The 21654-nt window shown below is 65.7% G+C and carries 24 protein-coding genes and 1 tRNA gene; 10 read left to right on the forward strand and 15 right to left on the reverse strand.

Annotated features, from left to right (window positions below):
* Positions 1–29 precede the first annotated feature (29 nt).
* The 3 genes from argF (at position 30) to CJZ82_RS04825 (ending at position 1916) form a co-directional block, all read left to right on the forward strand.
* Entirely contained in the window at positions 30–1001 is a 972-nt protein-coding gene (argF, locus tag CJZ82_RS04815) for an ornithine carbamoyltransferase (RefSeq protein WP_094554670.1), read from the forward strand.
* A gap of 82 nt (positions 1002–1083) precedes the next feature.
* Positions 1084–1740, forward strand: coding sequence for a transcriptional repressor LexA (lexA, locus tag CJZ82_RS04820; RefSeq protein ID WP_094554671.1), 657 nt, complete (start codon positions 1084–1086; stop codon positions 1738–1740).
* A gap of 103 nt (positions 1741–1843) precedes the next feature.
* Positions 1844–1916 (forward strand) — tRNA-Ala (locus CJZ82_RS04825).
* A gap of 89 nt (positions 1917–2005) precedes the next feature.
* On the opposite strand, the gene CJZ82_RS04830 is transcribed toward CJZ82_RS04825, so the two are convergent.
* From CJZ82_RS04830 to CJZ82_RS04865, 8 genes are all read right to left on the reverse strand, one after another.
* The gene (locus CJZ82_RS04830) at positions 2006–3172 is read right to left on the reverse strand and encodes a pentapeptide repeat-containing protein (protein ID WP_094554672.1); all 1167 of its coding nucleotides are present in this window, start codon (positions 3170–3172) and stop codon (positions 2006–2008) included.
* 5 nt (positions 3173–3177) lie between these two features.
* Entirely contained in the window at positions 3178–4257 is a 1080-nt protein-coding gene (gene cax / locus CJZ82_RS04835) for a calcium/proton exchanger (RefSeq protein WP_094554673.1), read from the reverse strand.
* Positions 4258–4504: 247 nt separating this feature from the next.
* Positions 4505–6046, reverse strand: a complete 1542-nt coding sequence (locus tag CJZ82_RS04840) for an alpha-amylase family protein (RefSeq protein ID WP_094554674.1) — start codon at positions 6044–6046, stop codon at positions 4505–4507.
* A 101-nt stretch (positions 6047–6147) separates the two neighbouring features.
* Complete coding sequence (locus CJZ82_RS04845) at positions 6148–6891, reverse strand: J domain-containing protein (protein WP_094554675.1); 744 nt, start codon at positions 6889–6891, stop codon at positions 6148–6150.
* Between the two features lie 177 nt (positions 6892–7068).
* Positions 7069–7794 (reverse strand): hypothetical protein, encoded by a 726-nt coding sequence (locus tag CJZ82_RS04850; protein ID WP_094554676.1) that lies wholly within the window; start codon positions 7792–7794, stop codon positions 7069–7071.
* Between the two features lie 52 nt (positions 7795–7846).
* The gene (locus tag CJZ82_RS04855; protein ID WP_094554677.1) at positions 7847–7990 is read right to left on the reverse strand and encodes a chlorophyll a/b-binding protein; all 144 of its coding nucleotides are present in this window, start codon (positions 7988–7990) and stop codon (positions 7847–7849) included.
* A gap of 114 nt (positions 7991–8104) precedes the next feature.
* Positions 8105–8344, reverse strand: a complete 240-nt coding sequence (locus tag CJZ82_RS04860) for a cell division protein SepF (RefSeq protein WP_094554815.1) — start codon at positions 8342–8344, stop codon at positions 8105–8107.
* Between the two features lie 93 nt (positions 8345–8437).
* The gene (locus tag CJZ82_RS04865; RefSeq protein ID WP_233130058.1) at positions 8438–8995 is read right to left on the reverse strand and encodes a PAP/fibrillin family protein; all 558 of its coding nucleotides are present in this window, start codon (positions 8993–8995) and stop codon (positions 8438–8440) included.
* A 127-nt stretch (positions 8996–9122) separates the two neighbouring features.
* Between CJZ82_RS04865 and CJZ82_RS04870 the strand changes: the two genes are divergently transcribed.
* Positions 9123–9485 (forward strand): RNA-binding protein, encoded by a 363-nt coding sequence (locus CJZ82_RS04870; RefSeq protein WP_094554678.1) that lies wholly within the window; start codon positions 9123–9125, stop codon positions 9483–9485.
* 137 nt (positions 9486–9622) lie between these two features.
* On the opposite strand, the gene CJZ82_RS04875 is transcribed toward CJZ82_RS04870, so the two are convergent.
* Entirely contained in the window at positions 9623–9997 is a 375-nt protein-coding gene (locus CJZ82_RS04875) for an AbrB family transcriptional regulator (RefSeq protein WP_094554817.1), read from the reverse strand.
* Between the two features lie 210 nt (positions 9998–10207).
* Positions 10208–11662, reverse strand: coding sequence for an apolipoprotein N-acyltransferase (locus CJZ82_RS04880; RefSeq protein ID WP_094554679.1), 1455 nt, complete (start codon positions 11660–11662; stop codon positions 10208–10210).
* 50 nt (positions 11663–11712) lie between these two features.
* Between CJZ82_RS04880 and CJZ82_RS04885 the strand changes: the two genes are divergently transcribed.
* From CJZ82_RS04885 to CJZ82_RS04895, 3 genes are all read left to right on the forward strand, one after another.
* Positions 11713–12054: a phasin family protein gene (locus CJZ82_RS04885; RefSeq protein WP_094554680.1), complete on the forward strand. Its 342-nt coding sequence runs from the start codon at positions 11713–11715 to the stop codon at positions 12052–12054.
* Positions 12055–12133: 79 nt separating this feature from the next.
* Positions 12134–12784: an FKBP-type peptidyl-prolyl cis-trans isomerase gene (locus CJZ82_RS04890; protein ID WP_094554681.1), complete on the forward strand. Its 651-nt coding sequence runs from the start codon at positions 12134–12136 to the stop codon at positions 12782–12784.
* 207 nt (positions 12785–12991) lie between these two features.
* Entirely contained in the window at positions 12992–13591 is a 600-nt protein-coding gene (locus CJZ82_RS04895) for a superoxide dismutase (protein ID WP_094554818.1), read from the forward strand.
* Positions 13592–13637: 46 nt separating this feature from the next.
* Here the strand turns inward: CJZ82_RS04895 and queA are convergent, their stop codons facing one another.
* From queA to lipB, 5 genes are all read right to left on the reverse strand, one after another.
* Positions 13638–14795 carry a tRNA preQ1(34) S-adenosylmethionine ribosyltransferase-isomerase QueA gene (queA, locus tag CJZ82_RS04900; RefSeq protein ID WP_094554819.1) on the reverse strand — a complete coding sequence of 386 codons (1158 nt, stop codon included), beginning with the start codon at positions 14793–14795 and terminating at the stop codon, positions 13638–13640.
* Between the two features lie 38 nt (positions 14796–14833).
* Positions 14834–16195, reverse strand: coding sequence for a dihydrolipoamide acetyltransferase family protein (locus tag CJZ82_RS04905; RefSeq protein ID WP_094554682.1), 1362 nt, complete (start codon positions 16193–16195; stop codon positions 14834–14836).
* 68 nt (positions 16196–16263) lie between these two features.
* Positions 16264–16707, reverse strand: a complete 444-nt coding sequence (locus CJZ82_RS04910) for a YlqD family protein (protein WP_094554683.1) — start codon at positions 16705–16707, stop codon at positions 16264–16266.
* A 67-nt stretch (positions 16708–16774) separates the two neighbouring features.
* On the reverse strand, positions 16775–18766 hold the full coding sequence (locus CJZ82_RS04915) for an AMP-binding protein (protein WP_094554684.1): 1992 nt from the start codon (positions 18764–18766) through the stop codon (positions 16775–16777).
* A gap of 29 nt (positions 18767–18795) precedes the next feature.
* Complete coding sequence (gene lipB, locus CJZ82_RS04920; RefSeq protein WP_094554685.1) at positions 18796–19473, reverse strand: lipoyl(octanoyl) transferase LipB; 678 nt, start codon at positions 19471–19473, stop codon at positions 18796–18798.
* Positions 19474–19526: 53 nt separating this feature from the next.
* On the opposite strand from lipB, the gene hpf reads away from it, so the two are divergent.
* The 3 genes from hpf to recO are packed head-to-tail and all read left to right on the forward strand — an operon-like array spanning position 19527 to position 21649.
* Complete coding sequence (hpf, locus tag CJZ82_RS04925; RefSeq protein WP_094554686.1) at positions 19527–20114, forward strand: ribosome hibernation-promoting factor, HPF/YfiA family; 588 nt, start codon at positions 19527–19529, stop codon at positions 20112–20114.
* A 27-nt stretch (positions 20115–20141) separates the two neighbouring features.
* The gene (deoC, locus tag CJZ82_RS04930) at positions 20142–20822 is read left to right on the forward strand and encodes a deoxyribose-phosphate aldolase (RefSeq protein WP_094554687.1); all 681 of its coding nucleotides are present in this window, start codon (positions 20142–20144) and stop codon (positions 20820–20822) included.
* Positions 20819–21649, forward strand: a complete 831-nt coding sequence (recO, locus tag CJZ82_RS04935; protein ID WP_369820023.1) for a DNA repair protein RecO — start codon at positions 20819–20821, stop codon at positions 21647–21649. Before deoC ends, recO begins: the two co-directional genes overlap by 4 nt.
* Positions 21650–21654 lie beyond the last annotated feature (5 nt).

Raw genomic sequence — 21654 nt, forward strand, 5'->3', positions numbered from 1 at the left:
CCCCGATAAGGGTTCTTTGAAATGGGGTCATGGGCCCGCACTTCACTCAGCGGTATCCCGGTCTCGCTGGTCTGCGCGGCCGGGATCTGCTGTCTTCAGCGGATCTCGCAACCGATGAGACCCTGGCGCTGCTGGAGCTCGCGGCAGACTTCAAACGAGGCTCCGCTCGCCTTGACCTGAATGGCAAGGCGCTGGGCCTGATCTTCACCAAGGCCTCCACCCGAACGCGCGTCAGCTTTTCCGTGGCCATGGGCCGCCTCGGGGGCCAGGTGCTCGACCTCAACCCCTCCGTCACCCAGGTGGGCCGCGGCGAGCCTGTGGCCGACACCGCCCGGGTGCTCAGCCGCTACGTCGACGCCCTGGCAATCCGCACTTTCGAGCAGAAGGAGCTTGCCGACTACGCCCACTGGGCCTCGATTCCGGTGATCAATGCCCTCACCGACCTGGAGCACCCCTGCCAGGCACTGGCTGATGTCCTCACCATCCGCGAAAGCTTCGGCTCCCTTGCAGGCCTCACCCTGGCCTACGTGGGAGATGGCAACAACATGGCCCACTCGCTGATGCTCACCGGCGCCCTGGTCGGGATGAATGTGCGGCTGGCCTGCCCGGAGGGTTTTGCTCCCGATCCCGCCGTGCTTTCACAGGCGCAGGCACTGGCAGGCAGCGCAGCCACGATTTCGGTGCTGCATCAGCCGCTGCCGGCGGTGCGAGGCGCCGAGGTGCTCTACACCGATGTGTGGGCTTCGATGGGCCAGGAGCAGGAGCAGCAGCAGCGGCTGCAGGCCTTCGCGGGCTTCTGCGTCGATGAGGCTCTGCTGGCAGAAGCCGACCCCCGCGCCATCGTTCTCCATTGCCTGCCGGCCCACCGCGGCGAGGAGATCAGCGCCGGCGTGATTGAAGGCAGCGCCAGCCGGGTGTTCGATCAGGCGGAGAACCGTCTGCACGTGCAGCAGGCCTTGCTGGCGGCCCTGCTGGCCGATCCCGAAACGCCCTGCCTCTGAAGATCCAACCTGTATGTAGCCCGGGGCTGGACAACTGGCACGCCCGGGGGAACACTGGTGTCATGGTTCATGCGTACTGCCGGTGATCGTCTCCTCCAGGCCAACCGCTCCCAGCGGGCAGGACCTCACCAGCGCCCAGCAGCAGCTCTACGACTGGCTGGCGCAGTTCATCCAGCAGCACCGCCACAGCCCCTCGATCCGCCAGATGATGGAGGCGATGGGGCTGCGCTCGCCGGCGCCGATCCAGAGCCGGCTGCGGCACCTGCAGCAGAAGGGCTGGATCACCTGGCAGGAAGGCCAGGCCCGCACCCTGCAGCTGCTTGGTCCCGCCAGCGCCGGGGGGATTCCCGTGCTGGGCTCCGTAGCCGCCGGCGGCCTGATCGAAACCTTCGACGACGTGCACGAGCGACTCGATCTCACACCGCTGCTGGACACCCGTGGCCTGTTCGCCCTCACCGTGAACGGCGACAGCATGGTGGATGCCCACATCGACGATGGCGACATCGTCCTGATGGAGCCTGTGAGCGATCCGGCCCGGCTCCGGCCCGGCACGATCGTTGCCGCCCACGTGGCCGGCAGCGGCACCACCTTGAAGCACTTCAGCTGCAAGGGCGGCAAGGTACGGCTGGAAGCGGCCAACCCGGCCTACGCCCCGATCGAGCTGGAGGCTGAGCAGGTCACCGTCCAGGGCCGCATGGTGGCGGTCTGGCGCCAGGTGGCGGCGACGTCCAGACCGTGAATCACGGAGCGGGTGAACCCCTGCGTTGTAAGCTTTCGAGTGCCAAAGCGAGGGCCCAAGGGTTCAGCCGATCGTCCAGCGTTCGGTTCGCAAGGCTAATCATGGGGCCATAGCTCAGCTGGTAGAGCACCTGCATGGCATGCAGGGGGTCAGCGGTTCGAATCCGCTTGGCTCCATTCAAAAATTCCGCGCAAGAACCTGGGTTTTGCAGCAGCTTGAGCTGCGTGATGCAATCGCCGATATCACCAGTGGGTCACCCGGCCCCTTAGCGCTCCAGCTTGCTGGGAATGGCCTTGAGGCTGCCGGAAAGGCTCTGGCGCGTGCGGCTGCCGCCCCAGGAGGCCAGGTAAAGGCGTGTCTCGGCGTCGAGCTGGCGCAGGTCGGAGAGGTTGGCGTTCTCGACAATCGCCCCCGTGCCGGCTCCCACTGCGAAATCCGCTTGGGTACGCGGATCCGCGGGTGAAGCCGCCTCGGCCGTGCCGTAGAAGAAACGGGTCCGCTCCAGTCGGGCACCATCGAGATCGGCACCACTGAGGTTGACCCCCGCCAGGTTGGCGTCCGCCAGATCTGCACCGCGAAGGTTGACCCCACCCAGGTCGGCGGCGTTGAAATCCACCCCGCGCAGGTCCACACCCGAGAGATCCACCCCCCGCAGCATCTGGTGCAGGTGGATCACGGGCACGCCATCGAGGCGATCTACCTCATAGTTGCCATCGCCATCGAGAATCGCCCTTCCCAGGCGCTGGTCCCGGCGCAGGGGCGTGAGCAGGCGGGCGTGGGCAAGGAAGCGCAGGATCTTGGCCTTGCCCTCGCCGTCGATACTGCCGAACACCGCCGCCAAGCGGCCTTCGGCCAGCATGCGCTCCAGGGGCCAGTCCTCCAGCAAGCCGTCCTCATCGCTGATCAGCTCGGAGAGACCCTGCATGAAGCTGTCGATGGTCTGGGCCTGGGTGATGCGGTTCTGCTGGGTGGTCAGCCGCTGGTCAACCACGAACTGGCGCCAGGCGATCACCAGGGCCACGAAGGCCACCAGGATCTGGCCGAAGGCCCCGATCACCCCCTCACCCAACGCCCCGATCGCGTTCCAGTCGCCGCTGCGATAGACCGCCACCAGGGGCTGCCACCAGCCAAGGGCAATCGTGATCGCCACCACCCCCAGGACCAGGCCCAAAAGGGCCAGGGTCTGCACCGTGGCGGGCTCCTCAAGCCGCGAACGAAGCATCACCCACAGAGGCGGCAGCAACTGCCACAAGGAAAGGGCCAGGGTCAGCAGGCCACCGAGCAGCGCCAGCCAGCTCCAACCCAGCACCAGGGCCGCCAGGGTGGCGGAGGCGGCCAGCAGCAGTTGCAGGGCCGGAAGCTCCTTGAGCCGGGCAAGGGCCGCCCGGCTGCGGAACGGCAGCACCGGTCGCTCCTCGGGGGTGGCGGCCATCGCGCTCAGCCCGCCTGGAAGTAGAACCCGGCCGCCAGGATCAGGTAGGCCGCCAGCAGCAGCGCCCCCTCCAGCCAGTCGGAGCGGCCATCGACACTCACCAGATTGCTGACCAGCACCGCTGTGATCACCGTCACGAGTTCGAAGACATCAAAGCTCAGATCGAGGGGATGGCCCAGCAACGGCCCGATCAGCACCAGCACCGGCACCACCAGCAGGGCCACCAGCAGGGTGGAGCCCAGCGACACCGACACCGAGAGATCCATCTTGTTCTTGCGCGCCATGGTCACGGCGGTGAGGTATTCGGCCGTGCCCCCCAGCAGGGGCAGCAGCACCACACCCGTGAACAGGGCGGTCAGCCCCAGACCCTCGGTCACGCTCTCGACCACACCAACGAAAAGTTCCGATTCGTAGGCCAGCACCGCCGTGGCCCCCAGCAGCACCCCCAACCAGGGCAGCAGCGGCGGCTTGTGGGCACTTGAGCCCTCCTCCTGGGCCTCCAGATCGGCGGCGGCCACCTCGTAGAGGCTTCGATGAGTGCCAAGGGAGAACAGCAACGTGAGGCCATAGACCGCCAGCAGCACCCAGGCCACGAAGGTGGAGAAACCCTGGGTGCTCTCCGCCGTATGGCCACCCGAGAGCACGGACAGGCTGGGGATCAGGATCGCCAGTACAGCCAGGGTCATGGCCGAGCCGTTGACCCGTGCCACCACCGGCTGGAACGTCTGTTCCTTACGGCCGATGCCCCCCACCAGCATCGAAAGCCCCAGGGCCAGCAGCAGGTTGGCCATCACTGTGCCGGTGATGCTCGCTTTGACGATCTCCACCAGGCCGGCCTTGAGGGCCACCAGGGCGATGATCAGCTCGGTGGCGTTGCCGAACACGGCGTTAAGCAGGGCGCCGATCGAGGGCCCCAGGGTGATCGAGAGCTCCTCGGTGGCGGTGCTCAGCCAGATGGCCAGGGGGATGATCGCGATCGCCGAGGTGACGAACACCACGCCGTCGCCCCAGTGCAGGGCCTGAGCGGCGATCGACACCGGCACCATCGCCAGCAGGCCGATGGAAGCGGTCCGGCGCAACGACATAAACCGGCAGCGAATGGCCCGCATTCTGCTGGCCCTAGGCCCGATCCAATCGATCAAACCTGAAATGCTGGCCGCTGAGCGGAACCCCTGAGCTCCCCAGACACTTACTCCAACACAGGGAACCCGAGCCCATCCCGCCTAACCGCGAGCTTCCGTGTGGTTCACCGCCCCGTTCATCACTGTTGTGCTTCAAGCCCTGAATCGAGCCGAGCCGTTTGTCCGTCTGCGGGAGGCAAAGCCAATGGCTTCAGCGGTTGAGTGGATCACTTGAAGGGCTGGAGCCGGCCGCAGACCACATCCGGGCGGTGCGCGGAGGCAGGTTGAAGGTGTAGCTGGGCCCCATGATCTCCGGCAATTGCGTGTCCGTCAGCATGTCGCGATAGGGGTGATTCCACTTGAATTTAGAGCGCGTATCCACTGTGATTGAGCGCTGCTGATCACATTTGTTGATGGCCACGATGCCGTCTTCCTGCCGGCGCCACAGCAGGGTGCAGGCATCAGCGGCAAGCACCTCCATAGGCTTGCCCTGCATGCGGTTGTGGAAGGAAATCATGCGGCGCATGCGATCACTGCTCCACACATCGCGCCAGCGGCCATTGTTGGATCCGCCATCCGACTGGTCATCAAATACCAGGGGCGTTCCACCATCACGGCCCATGATGTACGCATAAGCCAGCCCCTCATCCACCGACGACGGCGCATCTTGATCGAAGATCAGCGACCGGAACACATCGTTGTAGGGAATATCGTGCGTGACCACCATGGTTATGGCACGGCTGTTCTCCAGGGCATTGCCGGTGGCATAGGGAAAGGCCACATCCGAGAGGGGGCGGCCAAACGAGAAGGCCTGCTTTAGAGCATTGAACAGGGGAAAATCATAAGCGCCAAACTGCGGCGGCAGTTCCCGTAGGTAGGGCTCGAGAAACTGCTGATAATCATCCGAGGTGGCCCCACCGGAGGTGATGATCTCAGCAAAGAGATGGGAGTTTCTGGTCACCTCGTCAGGGATGAACGAGCTGATGGCGCTGTTCGGCATGTGCTTGGCGGCATCAATACGAAAACCGCGGATGCCAAGGTCATAGAGTGCCTGCACATACTGCTTGCGCTGATCATTCACCCAGCGCTTGCCTGGGTCGGTATCAACGAGGTCGGGCAGACCGGGATCAGGGTCAGGACCGCAGATGCGATCACGAACTACCGATCTTGAATTGCTGTAGTCGCGGATGCAGGCTGCAGAGTGAAAGTCCTGGGTTCCGAACAGCCCATCGGGCTTGCCATCATCAGGCAGCACTCCGTTATCGAGGACCCCATTGCCATTGCGATCTCCATAAAGAATTTGCCTGCTCCAATACTGTGAATCATCCTGATACTGGCGCAGACTGAGATCGCCAGGAAAGGTCGTTGCGCCGTTTCTCTCATTGGCCATATGGTTGAACACCACGTCGGCGTAGGTCTTCACGCCCCTGGCCTTGAGCGCCTGAATCGCCAGCACCAGGGATTCCTTATTGCCATCGCAATGGTCGATCACCCGGAAATCCTGGGGCTGATAACGCAGCCACCACTCACAACTCGCTGATTTCGGTGATTTCAATGGGGGTGTCACCAGCACCGCTTTGTAGCCGGCTGCCGAAATCGCCTCGGCCTTATCGGCAATATCCGCATACGACCAGTCAAAGGCATGCAGGATCACATCCGCCTTCACTTCCAGGGAGCCAACGAGCCATCCCCCGAATCCCCCGAGCGAGAGCATCAGCCCGGTGATCGAACCTGCCAGGGAGCGGCGCTTCATCAGATCACCAGATCAACACTTCGGCGCTGGCATGCCAGCAGCAGCCTTAGGTCTCCAGGCTAAGGCGGCGATCCGCTCCAGCAGGGAGATTGGCCATGGTCTCAGGCCATCAGCAGCTGATAAGCCGCATGGATACGGCGGAAGTCATCAACGGCTCCACCCTGGTCGGGATGGTGGGTCTTCACCAGGCGGCGGTGGGCCCGCTTGATGGCCTCGCTCGAGGCACCCCAGCGCAGACCAAGCGCCGCAAAGGCGGCCGCCCGCACTGGATCGGTGCTGTCCTCGGCCGGAGCCGGGCGGGCCGCCTGCTCCAGGGCCGCAATCCGCTCCAGCAGCTCGTCGACCACACGCAAGGGCGATTCCGAGAGCCATTCAGTTGCCCGCACGCCATACACCGCAAAGGCAACCCGTACCGCCAGGCGAGCCTTGGTCTGCGGGCCGCGCAGCGCCTGCCGCAGAGCGCTGCCGAGGCCTGGCAGGCGGCGATCAAGCTCCTCCTCCAGCTGGGCGCGGGGATCGCTATCGCTCCACTGGCTGCTCAGATGCTCAAGCAGGCCACGCAGGCCGCTGAAGACCAGCGTCTCCCCCACCCGAGCCGAGGCGCCCACCCGAAGCTCACGCCAGCGGGGATGACGGGCGAGAGCCTGACCCCAGGCCTCCACCCGCTCGACACTGACTTCGCCCCTGAAAACGGATCCTGGGGCCTGCTGGCGCAGGAGCTGCTGCCGCAGAAGAAATACCTCCCGGCGCAGGGCTTCGTTCTCGGCGAGCAGCGCGTCAATGTTGGCGGTGACCTGGGCGCCCCGGGCCGGCGCACGGGCCCAGCTGCGCGGATCAAATCCCATCTTCAATCGGCCTGAAGTGTGCCGACAGCAGGCTGCCGCAGTACGAGGCGATCAATCCTGCCGGTCCTGTTGAGGGACATCGCCTCGATAATTCGGTTGGCTGTCGCCCAAGCCTCGGATCTGAAAAAATCTGACGGCACCTCACCTTGACTTGCTGCTCGACCTAAAGCTGTCTAATCAGCCGTAGGTGGAGATCGTCGAGAGGCGCTGGAAGGAGGGACTGGCCATGCCGTCCACCCGGAAGGAGGACCAGGTGGCCGTGGTGGCTGGCTGTTCAGCCTGGCGGGGGAATTCGATCCGGCGGCGCTGATAGGTGAGTCCCACACAACTGAGATCCTCGTCATCTGCCATCAGCGACCAGAGCAGGCGCAGATCACCGCGGTCATAGGACAACGGCTGGGAGGTCGGCAATGGTTCCGCCATCACCCCAGGACCGAAACGCACGTCAATGGTTCGTTCCGACGCAAGGTAATCGCCATCCTCGGTTGGGTAGAACCAGCAGGTTTCGTTGCTCAACTGCTGGAGCGGAACTGCATCAAGCCGTTCGTGTCCAAGCGGAGCATCGGTAGGCGAAACACCTTGGCCGGCTTCCAGGACGTGAACCTGCAACCAGAGGCGAGAGGCGTCGAAACGAGGAATGACGGCATCACATAGCAGCCGTTCCCGCGCAGGACCGGTGTTGGGCAGGCCGACAAAAGGATCTTCGCAGCTGATCGTGGCCTGCCCAGCCTGTACGAGGGAATCGAGGCTGCCGCTCCATGCCTTGGGACAGCGCAGGATGCGCAGTGCCCTTGCATCACAGAGGGAAGCCTGATGATCTGCGACTACTTGGCTCCAGCCAATGGACTCCTCCCCTTCGTGGGGAGGAACAAAGCTGAATGTGAACGCCAGGGTGGTGGTCATGGCCGGTGATGAGCCCGTCATGACGGGAACCTGTTGCTCGTGGATGCCGCGATCAGCCCAGGCCGATCTGGCCGAGGATGCCTTGGCCGGTGAGGACCTCTGTAGCCAGGCCAATCACGAAGCCAAGCATGGCCAGACGGCCATTCCAGGTTTCAGCGAACGCAACAAAACCGAAGCGGGTGGTGGAGTCAGCCATTGGAGGAGAGCGAAGTGCTTTGCGAAGCGTAACACAAATCTTTGAGCATTGTTAAGAGGCGACCAAGAACCGACCGGGCCATGGGGCAGATCCACAGCGATTCACGGCGGCGGCTCACGGCTCGGCGCCACTGCCGGGATCCCGGCTCACATCCACTCCGAAGGGGGCGAAGAGAAAGACCATCTCCCCGAGTCGCTCCTGGTGCCCATCCAGAGCGAAAACCCCGCCGGAGACAAAATCCGCCGAGCGCTGGGCCTCCTCCGGTGGCATCGAACCGAAGTTGAGCACCACGGTCTTACGCTCACGCACCGCCTGAACCGCTTGCAGGACGTCCTCAAAACGGCGCGGTTCCATCAGAACGACTTCGGGAGCCAAGTCGGGAAACCGATCCATTCCATCAAAGTGCCATGGGCAGCCCAGCGGCGCCAACCTCTGCACCCGCTCGGGTCAGAGCTGGGGCGCAGGTTCAGCCAGGGCGAGAAGGTCGTCGCAGCACAGCTCTTCCCGTCGGCGCAGGGCAAAGAGAGTCCCGGTCTGTCCCCGGCAGATGCGCAACTCCTGATCCAGAACGGTGATGTCCAGCCAGGCCGGGTAGCTCTGGCTCACCTGACGCAACAGACGCATCTGCATCGGTCCCAGCGCCGGGCCGATCCAACCTCCCCGCTCGAAGCTCACCGAAACCCGCTGGGGCCCCTGAACGGCAATCCGCGCCAGCACAGCGATACCGCCCAGTCCCGAGAAGGCACCGGTGAGGCGCAGCAGGTTCATGGCCCGGTCACGGGCCGGGACCAGCACCTGAAGGTTGTCGATCCACGGGGCAACCCGCAGGTAAGGGGCTTTGCTGCTGCTCCAGCGCAACTCCCAGACCCCCTCCAGATGCTGCGGCCGCTGCAGCAGATCAGCAGGTGACTCCCGCTCAAGAGCTTCGATCAGGGATCGGATCCGCTGATCGCCGAGCGCAGCGGGGTTGCACAACCCTTCGAGCAACAGTTCACGGGGAGTCATGGCACCAAGGGGGTGGGAGGGGGATCTGGGGACGGGGGCGTGTGTAGAGTGATTATTGATTTTTCGATCACTGGTGAGAGCAACACTTCCAGCCGTCGACGGATCCGTTCAAGTTATTTAAAGTTACATGACAATCTACGTAGGCAACCTCTCGTTCGATGCCGAGCAAGAGGATCTCCGTGACCTTTTCAGTCAGTACGGAGAAGTGCGCCAGTGCAGCCTGCCCCTTGATCGGGAAACTGGACGCAAGCGCGGTTTCGCGTTCGTGGAACTCGCGAACGACGCCGAAGAGCAGAAAGCCATCGACGATCTTCAGAACGTCGAATGGATGAACCGGATGATCCGGGTCAACAAGGCTGAGCCCCGCGGTGGCGGCGGCGGTGGCGGTGGTGGCAATCGCGGAGGTGGCGGCGGCTACGGCGGCGGTGGTGGTGGTGGTGGCTACGGCGGTGGCGGCGGCGGCGGCGGCGGTGGTCGCAGCCGCTACTGAGCCTCCTCCAGAACGACAGATCAGGTCCGCCTGACTCTGGCACTTTGATCAACCCCGCCGAGGCGGGGTTTTTTTTATTGGGCCCCCCTGAACAACAGTCCGGGCACCCCAACCGCTTCAGGCAGATGGGGAAAGGATCACTCCTCCCCTTCGTCTTCAGCACCGACAGGCACCAGGCGAATCTGCTTGCGGCCGATCTTCAGCTCGAACTCATCGCCGGGCTTGAGATCGAGCAGAGCCGTGTAAGCCTTGCCCACCAGCAGGTTGCCGTTGCCTTGAACAGTGGCGATGTAGCTGAGCTTGCGTCCACCTTTACCGGCTGCCTGACCGCCACCGCTGGGGCCGAGGTTGACGCCCTTGGCTTCCAGCAGAGCTTCGTAAAACGCCGTGAAATTCAATCGCTCACTGCCGTCCTTCTTGGTGCTGACGTAGCCGGCAGAGCGCACCAGCTCTGATTTGCTGACCTCACCCAGCTCCTTGACCTTGGCGAGCAGATCGGCACCAGTCAACATGGCATTGCTTGAGAACATCTCAGACAACATACTGAATGGCGTGGGTTCGTTGAGGTTGGCGGACAAAGCAACCTGGTCAGCCCAGTTCAGATCCAACGAAGATCCTGGTCATCGCGCATTTCCGGTCAGGACATCCTGATCCTGATCAGGTGAGTCATGGCTGCGAAGTTTCAGGATCCTCTCTGCACTGGCAAGACCGATCTGATCCGTTCAGTGAGAATGGCCGTGGCGACGTCGCTGAAACCAGAACCACCAGCTCGCCCCCCCCAGCAGAATCATCAGGATCAGAGGTGCTTCGCGCCAGATTTGGTAGGTCGTGGCCCGCTTCAGCCACTCCAGTTCGAACAACCCCAGCTCGGCCCGCCCCGCCGGCAAGGCAGCGCGAACAACGCCCTGAGCGTCGATCACCAGACTTGGTCCTGTGTTGGCGGTGCTCACCAACCAGCGGCCCACTTCGATCGCCCGCAGCTGGGCCAGTGCCGTGAACTGATCACGCAGCAGAGCTGGATAGGGGTCGAGATTGGCACTGGCCATCAACCAACCTGCCCCCGCCGCGGTGGCCTCGCGCAGACCCTCGCCATTGGCCAGCTCGTAACAGATCGCCACCGCCGGATCCGCGCCGCTGCGTCTGAGAAGCCGAGCAGGCGGCCCCGGCTCCACACCCCCCACGGCAGACAGTCCACCCCAGCGCCAGAACCGCGCCAGGGGCACCCATTCGCCCAGAGGCACCACCCTGGCCTTGTCGACCCAACTGGAGGCTTCACTCGAGCTGGGCTCGAATCGGAGGACGCTGCTGCGCAACTCCTCCCCCTCAAGGCGAAAGCCACCACTGAGTACTTCCGCCTCGGCCTCGGGCATGGCCTGCCCTAGCACCAACGTTCCTTCCGGCAGAAGCAGGGGCACCCCCAGGGCGGCCGCCTGCTGACGGCCCCTGGCGATCTGCATCAGCAGGTTCCGCTGGCGCTCGGGCTCGAACTTCTCCCGGGTGGGCAGAGCTGGTTGCAGCACCATCACCCGGAAGGACTCCCCCCGCTCCACCCGATCTGCCCGCAGCTGGCTCCAGCCGAGGCCGTGGCTGAACAGCAGCAGAGCGGCCAGACCAAGGACCCAGCCGCGCCGGCTGACCGCAGGCGCCACAAGAGTGCGCCAGCAGAACCAGCCGATCAACAGCTGCACGGCAGCGACAAGGCCGGATCCGCCCACAGCCGCCAGCCCGGCCAGAGCCCGATCGGCGGGCAGGGGGGAGGCCCCCAGCCCGATCCAGAACAGGGGTCCGGCGGCCAGGAGCACTTCCGCCAGCCCCCAGAGCCCGGAGGCCAGCAGCGCCGTGGCGAGGCGGCGGGGGTCAAGGCGGCGTACCAGCCAGCCCCAGATCGCCACCAGCCCCCCACCGGCGAGTCCGCAGGCCAACCAGAGCGCCAGGCAGATCGGCAGGCTCAGGGGGGCGGGGACACCGATCCAGTCGAGGGGATGCAACCACAGCAGCCAGCGATGGCTGACCAGCACTGCAGCGCCCCCCCAGAGGCCGGCGGCGGCGGGAGTGGCTCCCCAGAGCGGAACCAGCGCCAGCCAGAGCAGCGGCGGCAGGCCCAGGGGTGCCAGGGAAAGCCCCGCCAGAGCACCGGCAAGGGCGGTGATCACCCTCAGGCGCCGGTCATCTCCCATGGCCTGCGCCGGCGTGCAACGACATCATCAGGTGGTCAGCGCTTGCCGCCATGGACCGGGACAATCTGCTCCAGCAACTGATCCTGCGTGGACTGGGCACCAGTTCCCTGGTGGCCGACCGTCTGCGCAACGTCACCCAGGCCTGGGTGACGAGCGGCCGCCTGGATCCCGGCGAAGCCTCCGTGCTCGTCGATGACGTGATGCGCTCGCTGCGGGGAGAGAACCCAGAGCTGGAGAAGCAGGCAGAGCGCACCATGGAGCGCGGCATCGATCACTTCCTTCAAGACTTGGGGCTGGCACGCCAGCGCGAGGTGGATGAGCTGAGGGGCCGCATCGACCGGCTGGAGCAACAGCTGCGCAGCCGACGTGAAGGGGCCGAAGTGCCCGACTGACGGGGCACAGGAGTCGTCATCCCCGGCGCTGGCAGAATGCCTGCCAACTCGTTGCGGCCAGGCCGCCAGACACCGACCCATGCGTGACATCCTGATCAGCACCGGCGTCTGCGTCGCCTGCCTGCTGCTGGCCCTGGCCAGTCAGCTGATTTCTCCCAGCACAGTCGAGGCCAGCGGCAGCGGTGCTGTCAGCACTGCCTCCCTGGGCTCAGCTGCCGTTGCTTCGCTGAGCTCAGCCATCAATCAGGCACCTGCCGCACCCAGCGGTCGGATCGAGCTTGACCCCGACGATCCGAATCCCTCGCTGTTCACCATGGCCTCCGACAGTCCCATCGACCCCGCTGCCCTCGCCGACGCTTCCGGCCTGGGAGGCGAACTGGTGGCCGCCAAGGAAGTGGTCACCCCCAGTGGCCTGCGCATCACCGATCTGGTGGTCGGCGAGGGTGCCGAAGCCGTGAGCGGCCAGCCCGTCCAGGTCAACTATCGCGGCACCCTCGCCAGCGGCAAGGAATTCGACAGCAGCTACGGCCGCGGCCCCTTCTCCTTCCCGCTTGGAGCCGGTCGGGTGATCAAGGGCTGGGATGAAGGTGTGGCCGGGATGAAGGTGGGCGGCAAGCGCAAACTGGTGATCCCACCGGATCTGGCCTACGGCGAACGGGGCGCTGGCGGAGTCATTCCCCCCAACGCCACCCTCACATTTGAGGTGGAACTGCTTGGGGTCGGAGGCTGAACCGCGTCCTGCAACTGGGCCAGGGCGCGTCTCGTTAATATGAGTCCTCCGGTGGACCGCCGGTCAAGCTGTTCATGGTCACATTGGTGACAGATCCGGCTCGCCTTTTCTCGACGTGCCGCCGGGACTCAGTCACAGGCCTGTGACATGCCGCCTAACTGGCGGTCCCCCGTGGGCTCCGCCCTTTCCTCCTTCGTTGAACTGTTCATGGCTCACACGCTGCCCGCTCTCCCTTACGAGATCAACGCGCTCGAACCCCATATCTCGCAGAACACCCTCGAGTTTCATCACGGCAAGCACCACGCTGCCTACGTCACCAACCTCAACAAACTGATCGAGGGCACCGACCTTGACGGCCAGAGTCTCGAGGACGTGATCACGAGCGTGGCTGGAGATTCCTCCAAGGCGGGGGTGTTCAACAACGCGGCCCAGGTGTGGAACCACAGCTTCTACTGGCAGTGCATGAAACCCGGTGGTGGTGGCCAGCCCAGCGGAGCCCTCGCCGAGAAAATCAACGCCGACTTCGGCAGCTTCGAGGCCTTCGTGGAGCAGTTCAAGACCGCTGGTGCCACCCAGTTCGGCAGTGGCTGGGCCTGGCTGATCCTCGATGGCGGCACGCTGAAGATCACCAAGACCGCCAACGCTGATCTGCCCCTCGCCCACGGTCAGAAGGCACTCCTGACGATGGATGTCTGGGAACATGCCTACTACCTCGACTATCAGAACAGGCGCCCGGATTACATGACCACCTTCCTCGAGAAGCTGGTGAACTGGGACTTCGTCGCCGCCAACCTGGCCGCCGCCTGATTCTCAGAGGCCCCTTGGGGCCATCCAGCCAGAGGTGGCCGCCCGCTCAGGGGCGAGCCGCCTCCTGAACCGCTTCAGGAGCGATCCACATGGCATCGCCATAAGAGAAGAATCGATAACCCTGGCGCTTGGCCTCCTCGTAGAGCTCCAGCAGCCGCGGCCGACCGATCAGGGCACTCACCAGCAGCAACAGCGAGCTGCGTGGCAGGTGGAAATTGGTGAGCAGTCCCTGCACCACCTGAAAGCGGAATCCAGGCTGGATCACCAGATTGACCGGTCCGCGGAAGGGCACCAGGTTGCCGTCATGGAGCGCCGCCACACCCTCCAGGCTGCGGACGCTGGTGGTGCCGATCGCGATCACCCGCCCGCCGCGCAACCGACACGCAGCCACCGCGTCCACCAGATCCTCGCTGATCTCCACCCACTCGCTGTGCAGATCAAGGCTGGAGAGGTCCTCCTCCTCCAGGGGGCGAAAGGTGCCGATGCCCACGTGCAGCGTGGCGGTGGCGATGTCCACGCCCCTGGCGCGGATCGCCTCCAGCAGCTCATCACTCAGGTGAAGGCCAGCCGTCGGTGCGGCCACTGCTCCGGGCCTGGTGGCATAGCGGGTCTGGTAGCGGCTTTCCTGCTCAGGATCCGGATGCTGGATGTAGGGAGGCAGCGGCATCGCCCCATAGCGCTGCAACAGAGCTTCGATCGAAGCGGCGTCGATGCAGCCGGGCGGGAAGCGGATCACCCGTCCACCTGTGGTCTCGTCGAGCGCCACCACCTCCAGCGGCAGGGACGGCTGGCCGGCGGCTTCGAGCTGGAGCACCTCACCAGGCCGCACCCGCTTACCTGGACGCACCAGGCAGATCCAGCAACTGTCGCTGGAAGCCACGGCCGCCTCCCGAGGGGCCGCACTGTTGTGGGGTTGGAGCACGAGCAGCTCCACGGCACCTCCGCTGGCGCGGCGGGCCTGCAGCCGGGCCTTGAGCACCCGCGTGTCGTTGACAACAAGCAGATCGCCCGGGAGCAACTCCTCCTGCAGGTCCCAGACACTGAGATGTCTGACCTGCTGCTCTGCGCCTGAGCCGACTGTGGCGGGGCCCAGGGCCAGCAAGCGGGCGCTGTGGCGCGGCTCGACGGGCGTCTGGGCGATGAACGACGGCGGCAGGTCGTAGGTGTAACTGGAGAGCCGCAGATCAGCGGACGGATCGCTCAGGGGTGCAGGCCCCGGAGGGGCCGAGGAAACAACGAAAGTCAGAGGGCCAGGCTTTCTGGCGCCGTCTCGATCAGCTGGGCCAGATCCTTGAGGAAAGCAGCGGCATGGGTGCCGTAGATGACCCGGTGATCGGCCGTGAGGTTCACCTGCATCTGGCGCTTGACAGCAATCGAGCCATCCTTGCCGGCCACCACGGCTGGACGGGAAGCCGCCACGGCCAGGATCGCTCCTGTGCCCGGTGGCAGGATCGCGTCGAAGCGGTCGACGCCGTACATGCCCAGATTGGAGAGGGTGAAGGTACCGGTGCTGTACTCCTCGGGCTTGAGCTGCTTGGAGCGGGAGCGAGCCACCAGGTCGGCCCACGAGCGCGAGAGGCTGTAGAGATCGGTGCGGTCGGCTGCGGCCAGAACCGGAGTGATCAGACCTCCATCATCCATGGCCACCGCCACGGCGACATTGATGGCGAGGGGATAGACCATGCCGGCCTCGCTGAAGGATGCATTGACCTGGGGGTGACGGGCGAGAACCACACCCACCGCCTTGGCGAGCAGGGCCGTCATGGTGACGCCCTTGCTCTTGACCGTCTTGGCGAACGCATCAAGCCGGTCGGTGCCGATCGTGTAGCCCACGTGAAAACAGGGCACTGCCAGGCTGGCCAGCATGTTGCGGTTGACCGCCGCCTGCAGCGTGTTGAAAGCAATGGTGTCGCCAGGGTTGCCGAAGGTCTGGCCAACGGGGGCCGGTGCGGCTGAGCCGTTGGGAGAGGCGGCGGCGGCAGGCGTGGCCGAAACCGCCGGAGCAGTGCCCTCCGCCACGCGGGGAATGCTGGCCGCATGACCAGCGGCTCGCTCAACGTCTTCGGCCTGGATGCGGCCATGGGGGCCACTGCCCCGCAGGCTTTCAAGAGCCACACCAAGCTGAGCGGCGAGCTTGCGCGCGCGCGGTGTGGCCACCAGCCGCCCGCCGGCCACGGGAACAGGTACTGGTGCGGGCACTGCCGTGGCCACAGCAGCCGGAGCCGCTGCAGATGCAGCGGGAGGAGCAGGAGCAGCAGCAGCCACAGCGGCTGGGGCCGCAGCTGGTGCTGGTGCAACCGGGGCAGCCGTTGCCGTTGCCGGTGCCGCCGGCGCAGAAGCCTGAACCGCCGCGATCTCCGCCTCGGTTTCGACAATCAGACCGATCGTTTCACCCACCGGGGCCGTACCGCCGGAGGGAAGCAGCACCGAGGCGAGAAAGCCCTCCTGGAAGGCCTCCACATCCATGTCGGCCTTGTCGGACTCCACGACCAGCACCGATTCGCCCCTCTCGACGCGATCCCCGGGCTTCTTCAGCCACTCCACGATCTTGCCCTCCGTCATCGTGGAGCTCAGGGCGGGCATGAAGATTTCGTGGGTCGCCAAAGTCCTGATCCCAATGCAGGCTGCATCGGGATTTTACGTGGGAACCATCCGATCACCGATCCAGAAGATCAGCCCCCCTCGATCGCCTCCACCACGCCGTCGCGGACCAGCACGGCCACCTGCAACTTCTCCACCAGGTTGTCGCCCACCTTGATCTTGCAGGTGCCCTCGATCTGGCCCTGGTCGACGATCTGATCGAACTCGAGATCACGCACCTGGCGCTGCTGCTCCAGCAGGGTGCGCTTCTGGTCCTCGAACTCGGCCCGTTTCGCCGCCACCTGCTGCTGCACGGAGGCCACCTGCTCCTGCACGCGGGGATCGAGCGGGTTCAGGCTCTGTCGGCGGATCTCATCCACCAGCTGCTGGCCCTCCTGCTCCAGCTGGGACAGCTGCTGATCACTGTTGCTGAGCGCGGCACTCAGCTCCCGCTCGGCATCCTCCTTCCAGCGGGGGGTGACCACGGCCCGCACCGTGATCGTGCGCTTGATCGTGAGGGTGTGGCCTTCAGTCATGGGAGGGGGATCGCAGAGACCAGGCTCTCAGCCAGTCGTCCAGCGGTCAACCGCGGGGGCGGCGAGCTCAGGCCTGGTAGAGGGCCTCTATGGCACCCGCATCGCGGTCGGTGATGCGATCCCGGCGTTGCTTGAGGGTCTGGGTGAGCAGCCCATTCTCGATCGAGAAGGGCTCCACCAGGGCCACTCCGGCCAGGCGTTCGTCGGGCCGCGATCCGGGCCTGGCCGCAAGCAACCGGTTGAACTCGCCACTGATGGCCCTCAGCAGGGCCCGATCCGATACGGGAACAGCACCCCCCGGGTCCGTCAGCTCCCGCGCCCTGGCGAAGGCGGCCAGTGGCTCCGGGCGGGGAACCACCAGGGCAGCGAGCTGACGGCGGTCCTGGCCCACCAGCATCACCTGCTCCACCAGCGGATGGGCCACCAGGGCCTCCTCCAGCGGACCCGGTTCGATGTTTTCGCCACTGCTGAGCACGATCGTGTCCTTGGCCCGGCCGGTGAGGACCAGGGTTCCATCAGCCAGAAGCCGGCCCAGATCGCCCGTGTCGAACCAGCCGGCGCCATCCAGCACCGCGGCGGTGGCCTCGGGCTTGCCGAAGTATCCGGCCATCACCTGGGGGCCACGGGCGAGAACCCGGCCCCGCTGGCGCCAGCCCAGCGGCACGCCGCTCTCGGGATCGACGATGCGCAATTCCGTATCCGGCAGGGGCTGCCCCGCGCTGCCACGTCGGTTCCTCCAGGGGCGGCGACAGGCCAGCACCGGGCTGGTTTCGGTGAGTCCATAACCCACGAGCAGCTCGATGCCGATCGCTTCGAAGAAGCCATCCACATGCAAGGCCAGTGCACCTCCACCACTGATGGCCGTGCGCAGGGCGCCGCCCGAGAGCTGCTGGCGCACCTTGGGCCAGAGCAGGGCAGCAGCCAGGCGGTGCCCCGGCAAGCTCAGCAACCAGGCAAGGCCTGCGCCCAGACGTCCTGGCAGCGATTCGGGCTCCAGGGTGAGATCAAGGGCGCGGCGGCGCGACTGGCAATGCCAGCGGCTCAGCCGCAGGGCCTGGCGGATCAGGCCCTGACGGGAGGGAGGCATGGCCTCAAGGGCGTCCTCAAAGCCGGCCAGCAGGGCCTCCCACAGCCTCGGCACGCTGATCATGTACTGAGGCCTCACCCGCTGGAGATCAGGGCGCAGATGCTTGAGGGTGGTGTAGCTCTGGCGGCAGCCACAGGAAAGCAGAAAGTATTCGGCAGTGCGTTCGTAGGCATGCCAGATCGGCAGCACGCTGAGCACTCGATCGGCCGGACGCGGAGCCACGGCCACCCCAAGGGTGCGCAGCTGGTGCAGCAGATTGGCGTGACTGAGGGGAACCCCCTTGGGTCGGCCGGTGGTGCCCGAGGTGTAGAGCAGGGTGGCCAGGCGCTCAGGGCCCCGGCTCGGCAATGGCGGCACGGGGGCGTTCCCCCCACGGCCCAGGGTCTCGAAGGCCTCCCAGCTCAGCTGACGCGGCCCTGGCGATGAGGTGCTGCTGTCGATTGCTGGGGCTTCGTCTTCCAGCAGCACCACGAAGCGCAACCGGGCCAGGGCTTCGGGCTCCTGGGCCAGACGCTCCAGCAGAGCCGCGGACTCCACCACCATTCCGACTGCGCCGCAGTCGTCAAGGATGTAAAGCAGCTCCTCAAGGGGTGCGCTGCTGCCGCGCACGGCATCCGCCGCCCCGCAGCGCATGATCCCCTGATCAGCCACCAGCCAGCGGGGACTGTTCTCCGCGAACAGGGCCACCACCTCGCCCTCCCCAAGACCGAGGTGCGCGAAGGCCGCTGCTGCCCACTCGATGCGGGCGTCGAGCTCGCGGAAGGAGAGCTGCTCCGGCGGACGGGCGTGGGGGGCATCGAGGGCGATCGCCTCGCCATGACGCTGGGCGAGGATCGGCCAGAGGGCCTCCAGCCCCTGAAGTCCATGCCAGACATCACGCTGGGACAGGGCCTGTTCATCGAGCCGGTCCCCCGACCAGAGAACCGAGGCTGTGCTGTCTGAAAGCCTGCCAGCGGAGGCCTTGCCATCCATCGTTTCGTCCTGAGCGTGGCCCAGGCTTATCACCGCCAGGGCAGTTCCGTGGGCTTCGGTGGCCGGAGCCCCAACCCGAACCGCCGGGCCAGGGCCTGGCGCAACAGGATCTGAACCATCGCGGTGGTGATCCCTGGGCACCAGTCGCTCAGTCGCGTCACCCCATGACCCTTCAATCCGCAGGGGACGATCGCGCTGAACCCCTCCAGCGGGCAGGTCACGTTGAGGGCAAGGCCGTGCTGGCTGATCCAGCGGCGCGCACTCACGCCGATCGCCGCCACCTTGCGCCCCTCCAGCCAGACACCGGTCAGGCCCTTCTGTCGCTCTCCTCGAAGCCCGAGGGCCGCCAGCACCTCCAGCACCACTCCCTCCAGATCGCGCAGGTATAGGTGGAGATCACCACCATGGCGCTGCAGCGCCAGCACCGGATAAGCCACCAGCTGGCCGGGGAGGTGGTGGGTCACCTCGCCACCGCGGTCAATGCGGAAGAGGGGGGCGGGAGGATCGGCGGGATCGAAGCGCAGGAACCCCTCGCTGGCGCCGCGGCCCAGGGTGTAGCAGGGGGGGTGCTGGAGCAGCAGCAGAGCTTCTGGCCCATCGGGGTCGCGCAGCAGCCGCGCCTGCAGCTGCCGCTGCCAGGCCCAGGCCTGCTCAAAAGGCACGGGCAGGGGTGGTTCAAAAAGGATTGCGTCGAGGGCCGGAGTCATGTGCGAAAGGCTTCCTACAGTTGATCCATAACGACCAGCGAGGGGACTGCTCGATGAAGCTGTTGATTCACGGCCGCAATCTCGATGTCACGCCGGCGATCCGCGATTACACGGAAGCGAAGCTTGGACGGGCCATCAATCACTACGAAGGGCTGGTCAAAGAAGCCGATGTTCATCTCTCCGTGGCGCGCAATCCCAGGGTGGCTCAACAGACCGCTGAGGTCACGGTATATGCCAATGGGGTGGTGATCCGCGCCCAGGAACGAAGTGAGAACCTCTACGCCAGCATCGACATGGTGGCGAGCAAGCTGAGCCGCCAACTCCGCCGTTACAAGGATCGCCTCAGTGATCACCACGGCGCCGGATCATCTGGAGCCACGGGCGACGATACCGAACCGCCCAGCCTGGAGGAAGTTCTTCCCCATGATCTGATCGGCGACAGGGAGCCGGCCCTGCCTGTCCCCGCCGTGCGGCGCAAGTACTTCTCGATGCCTGCAATGAGCCTGGATCAAGCCCTGCACCAGCTGGAGCTGATCGACCACGATTTTTATGTGTTCCGGGAGGAATCCAGCGGAGGTATCCAGGTGGTCTATCGCCGCAACCATGGTGGATTCGGTGTGATCCAGCCGAAGGAATCCTGACCCATCCTGAACCACCCGACCCCGGTGATGCGTGACTCAAGGTTGAGGGGGCCCTTGCCCGATCTGGCCCCACTCATTGAACATGCCCTCCTGGATCCTCACCGGGGTCTGGAGCATGTGCACCAGGCCTGTGATCAGGCGCGGAACTATGGCTTTGCGGCAGTCTGCGTCTCATCTCGCTGGGTGGCTGCCGCCCGCGAACGGCTCGGGGGATCGGGCAGCGTCAAGCTGGTGGCCGTGGTGGCATTCCCCTTCGGCGCCGTGCCGGCCTTGATCAAGCTGGCAGAAGCGGAGGCCGCCGCCAGCGCTGGCGCTGACGAGCTTGATGTGGTGCCCGATTTCGGCGCCCTCGCCGATGGGAACGGCAATTTGATTTATCAGGAGCTGGGGACGATCGTCGAACTCGGCTTGCCGGTCAAGGTGATTCAGGACGTGGGCCGACTGGATCCCGCCGCTCTGGAGCTGCTGGTGGAGGCCTCGATCGATGCCGGAGCCGCCTACCTCAAGACCGGCAGTGGCTTCGGATCACCCGTGACCCCGGAGCAGGTGGCCCACTTGCGCGAGCTGGCCCGGGGGCGTGCGGGCATCCAGGCTTCCGGTGGCATCGCCGAGCTGGAGCAGGCCTTTGATCTGGTGGCCGCAGGAGCCACCCGCCTTGGCACCAGCCGCGGTGTGGCCCTGATCGAGGCCATGCGCGCCCCGGCCTGATGCCCGAGGAGTCGCTGGAGGGTCTCTCGCTGAAATGTGGCCCTCTCGGAGAACATGACCGTCTGCTCACCCTGCTCAGCGAAGAAGGTGGCCTCAGCCGCCTGGCGGTGCCTGGCGCCCGGCGGCCCCGCAGCAGCCTGGCGGCAGCCGTGCCCCTCTCCCAGTTGCGGCTCCAGGTAGGCGGTGGCCGTGGCCTGCGGCGGGTGCGCCAGCTTCGGGTGATCCACAACTTCAGCCAGCTGGGCCAGCGCCTCGAAGCTCTCGCCGCCGCCCAGTCGCTGGCGGAGCTCTGCCTGCGCCTGGTGCCCGACGGGGATGGGGTGGCCGGAGCCCTCGACGACCTGACCCTGCAGCTGCGTCGTCTGGAATCGGTGGTGAGCGAGCGTCAGGACAGCCTTGAGGCGCTTGCGATAGCCGTGCAAGGGCATGTGCACCTGCTGGCGCTGGGGGGCTACGGGCTACCGCTGCAGCGCTGTGCCCGCAGCGGTGAGCCCCTGGCCCCTCCCCTGGGCAACCGCGACTGGCGCTGCAGCCTGCTGCCCAGCGAGGGCCTGGTGATCGGCTCGGTGGCCGGGGCGATGCTGGTGCTGAACGCTTCTGAGTTGGCCCTGCTGCAACGGCTGCCACGACCCGGTCTGCCCCGCTGCCGCGACGGCAGCCTGATGGGACCGGCCTGGGTCTGGCTGCGGCTGCTGGGACTGGTGCAGGTGTGGTGCCAGGAGCACCTCGGCTGCCGGGGGAAGGCCCTGGGTCTGCTGCAGGGCTGCTTCAGCTCCGTGTCTCAGGGGCACCATGGCGCTGCGCCATCATTGGCTCCGAACGACTGACACCT

The sequence above is a fragment of the Synechococcus sp. 1G10 genome, from assembly GCF_002252625.1.
Classification (GTDB): Bacteria; Cyanobacteriota; Cyanobacteriia; order PCC-6307; family Cyanobiaceae; genus Regnicoccus_A.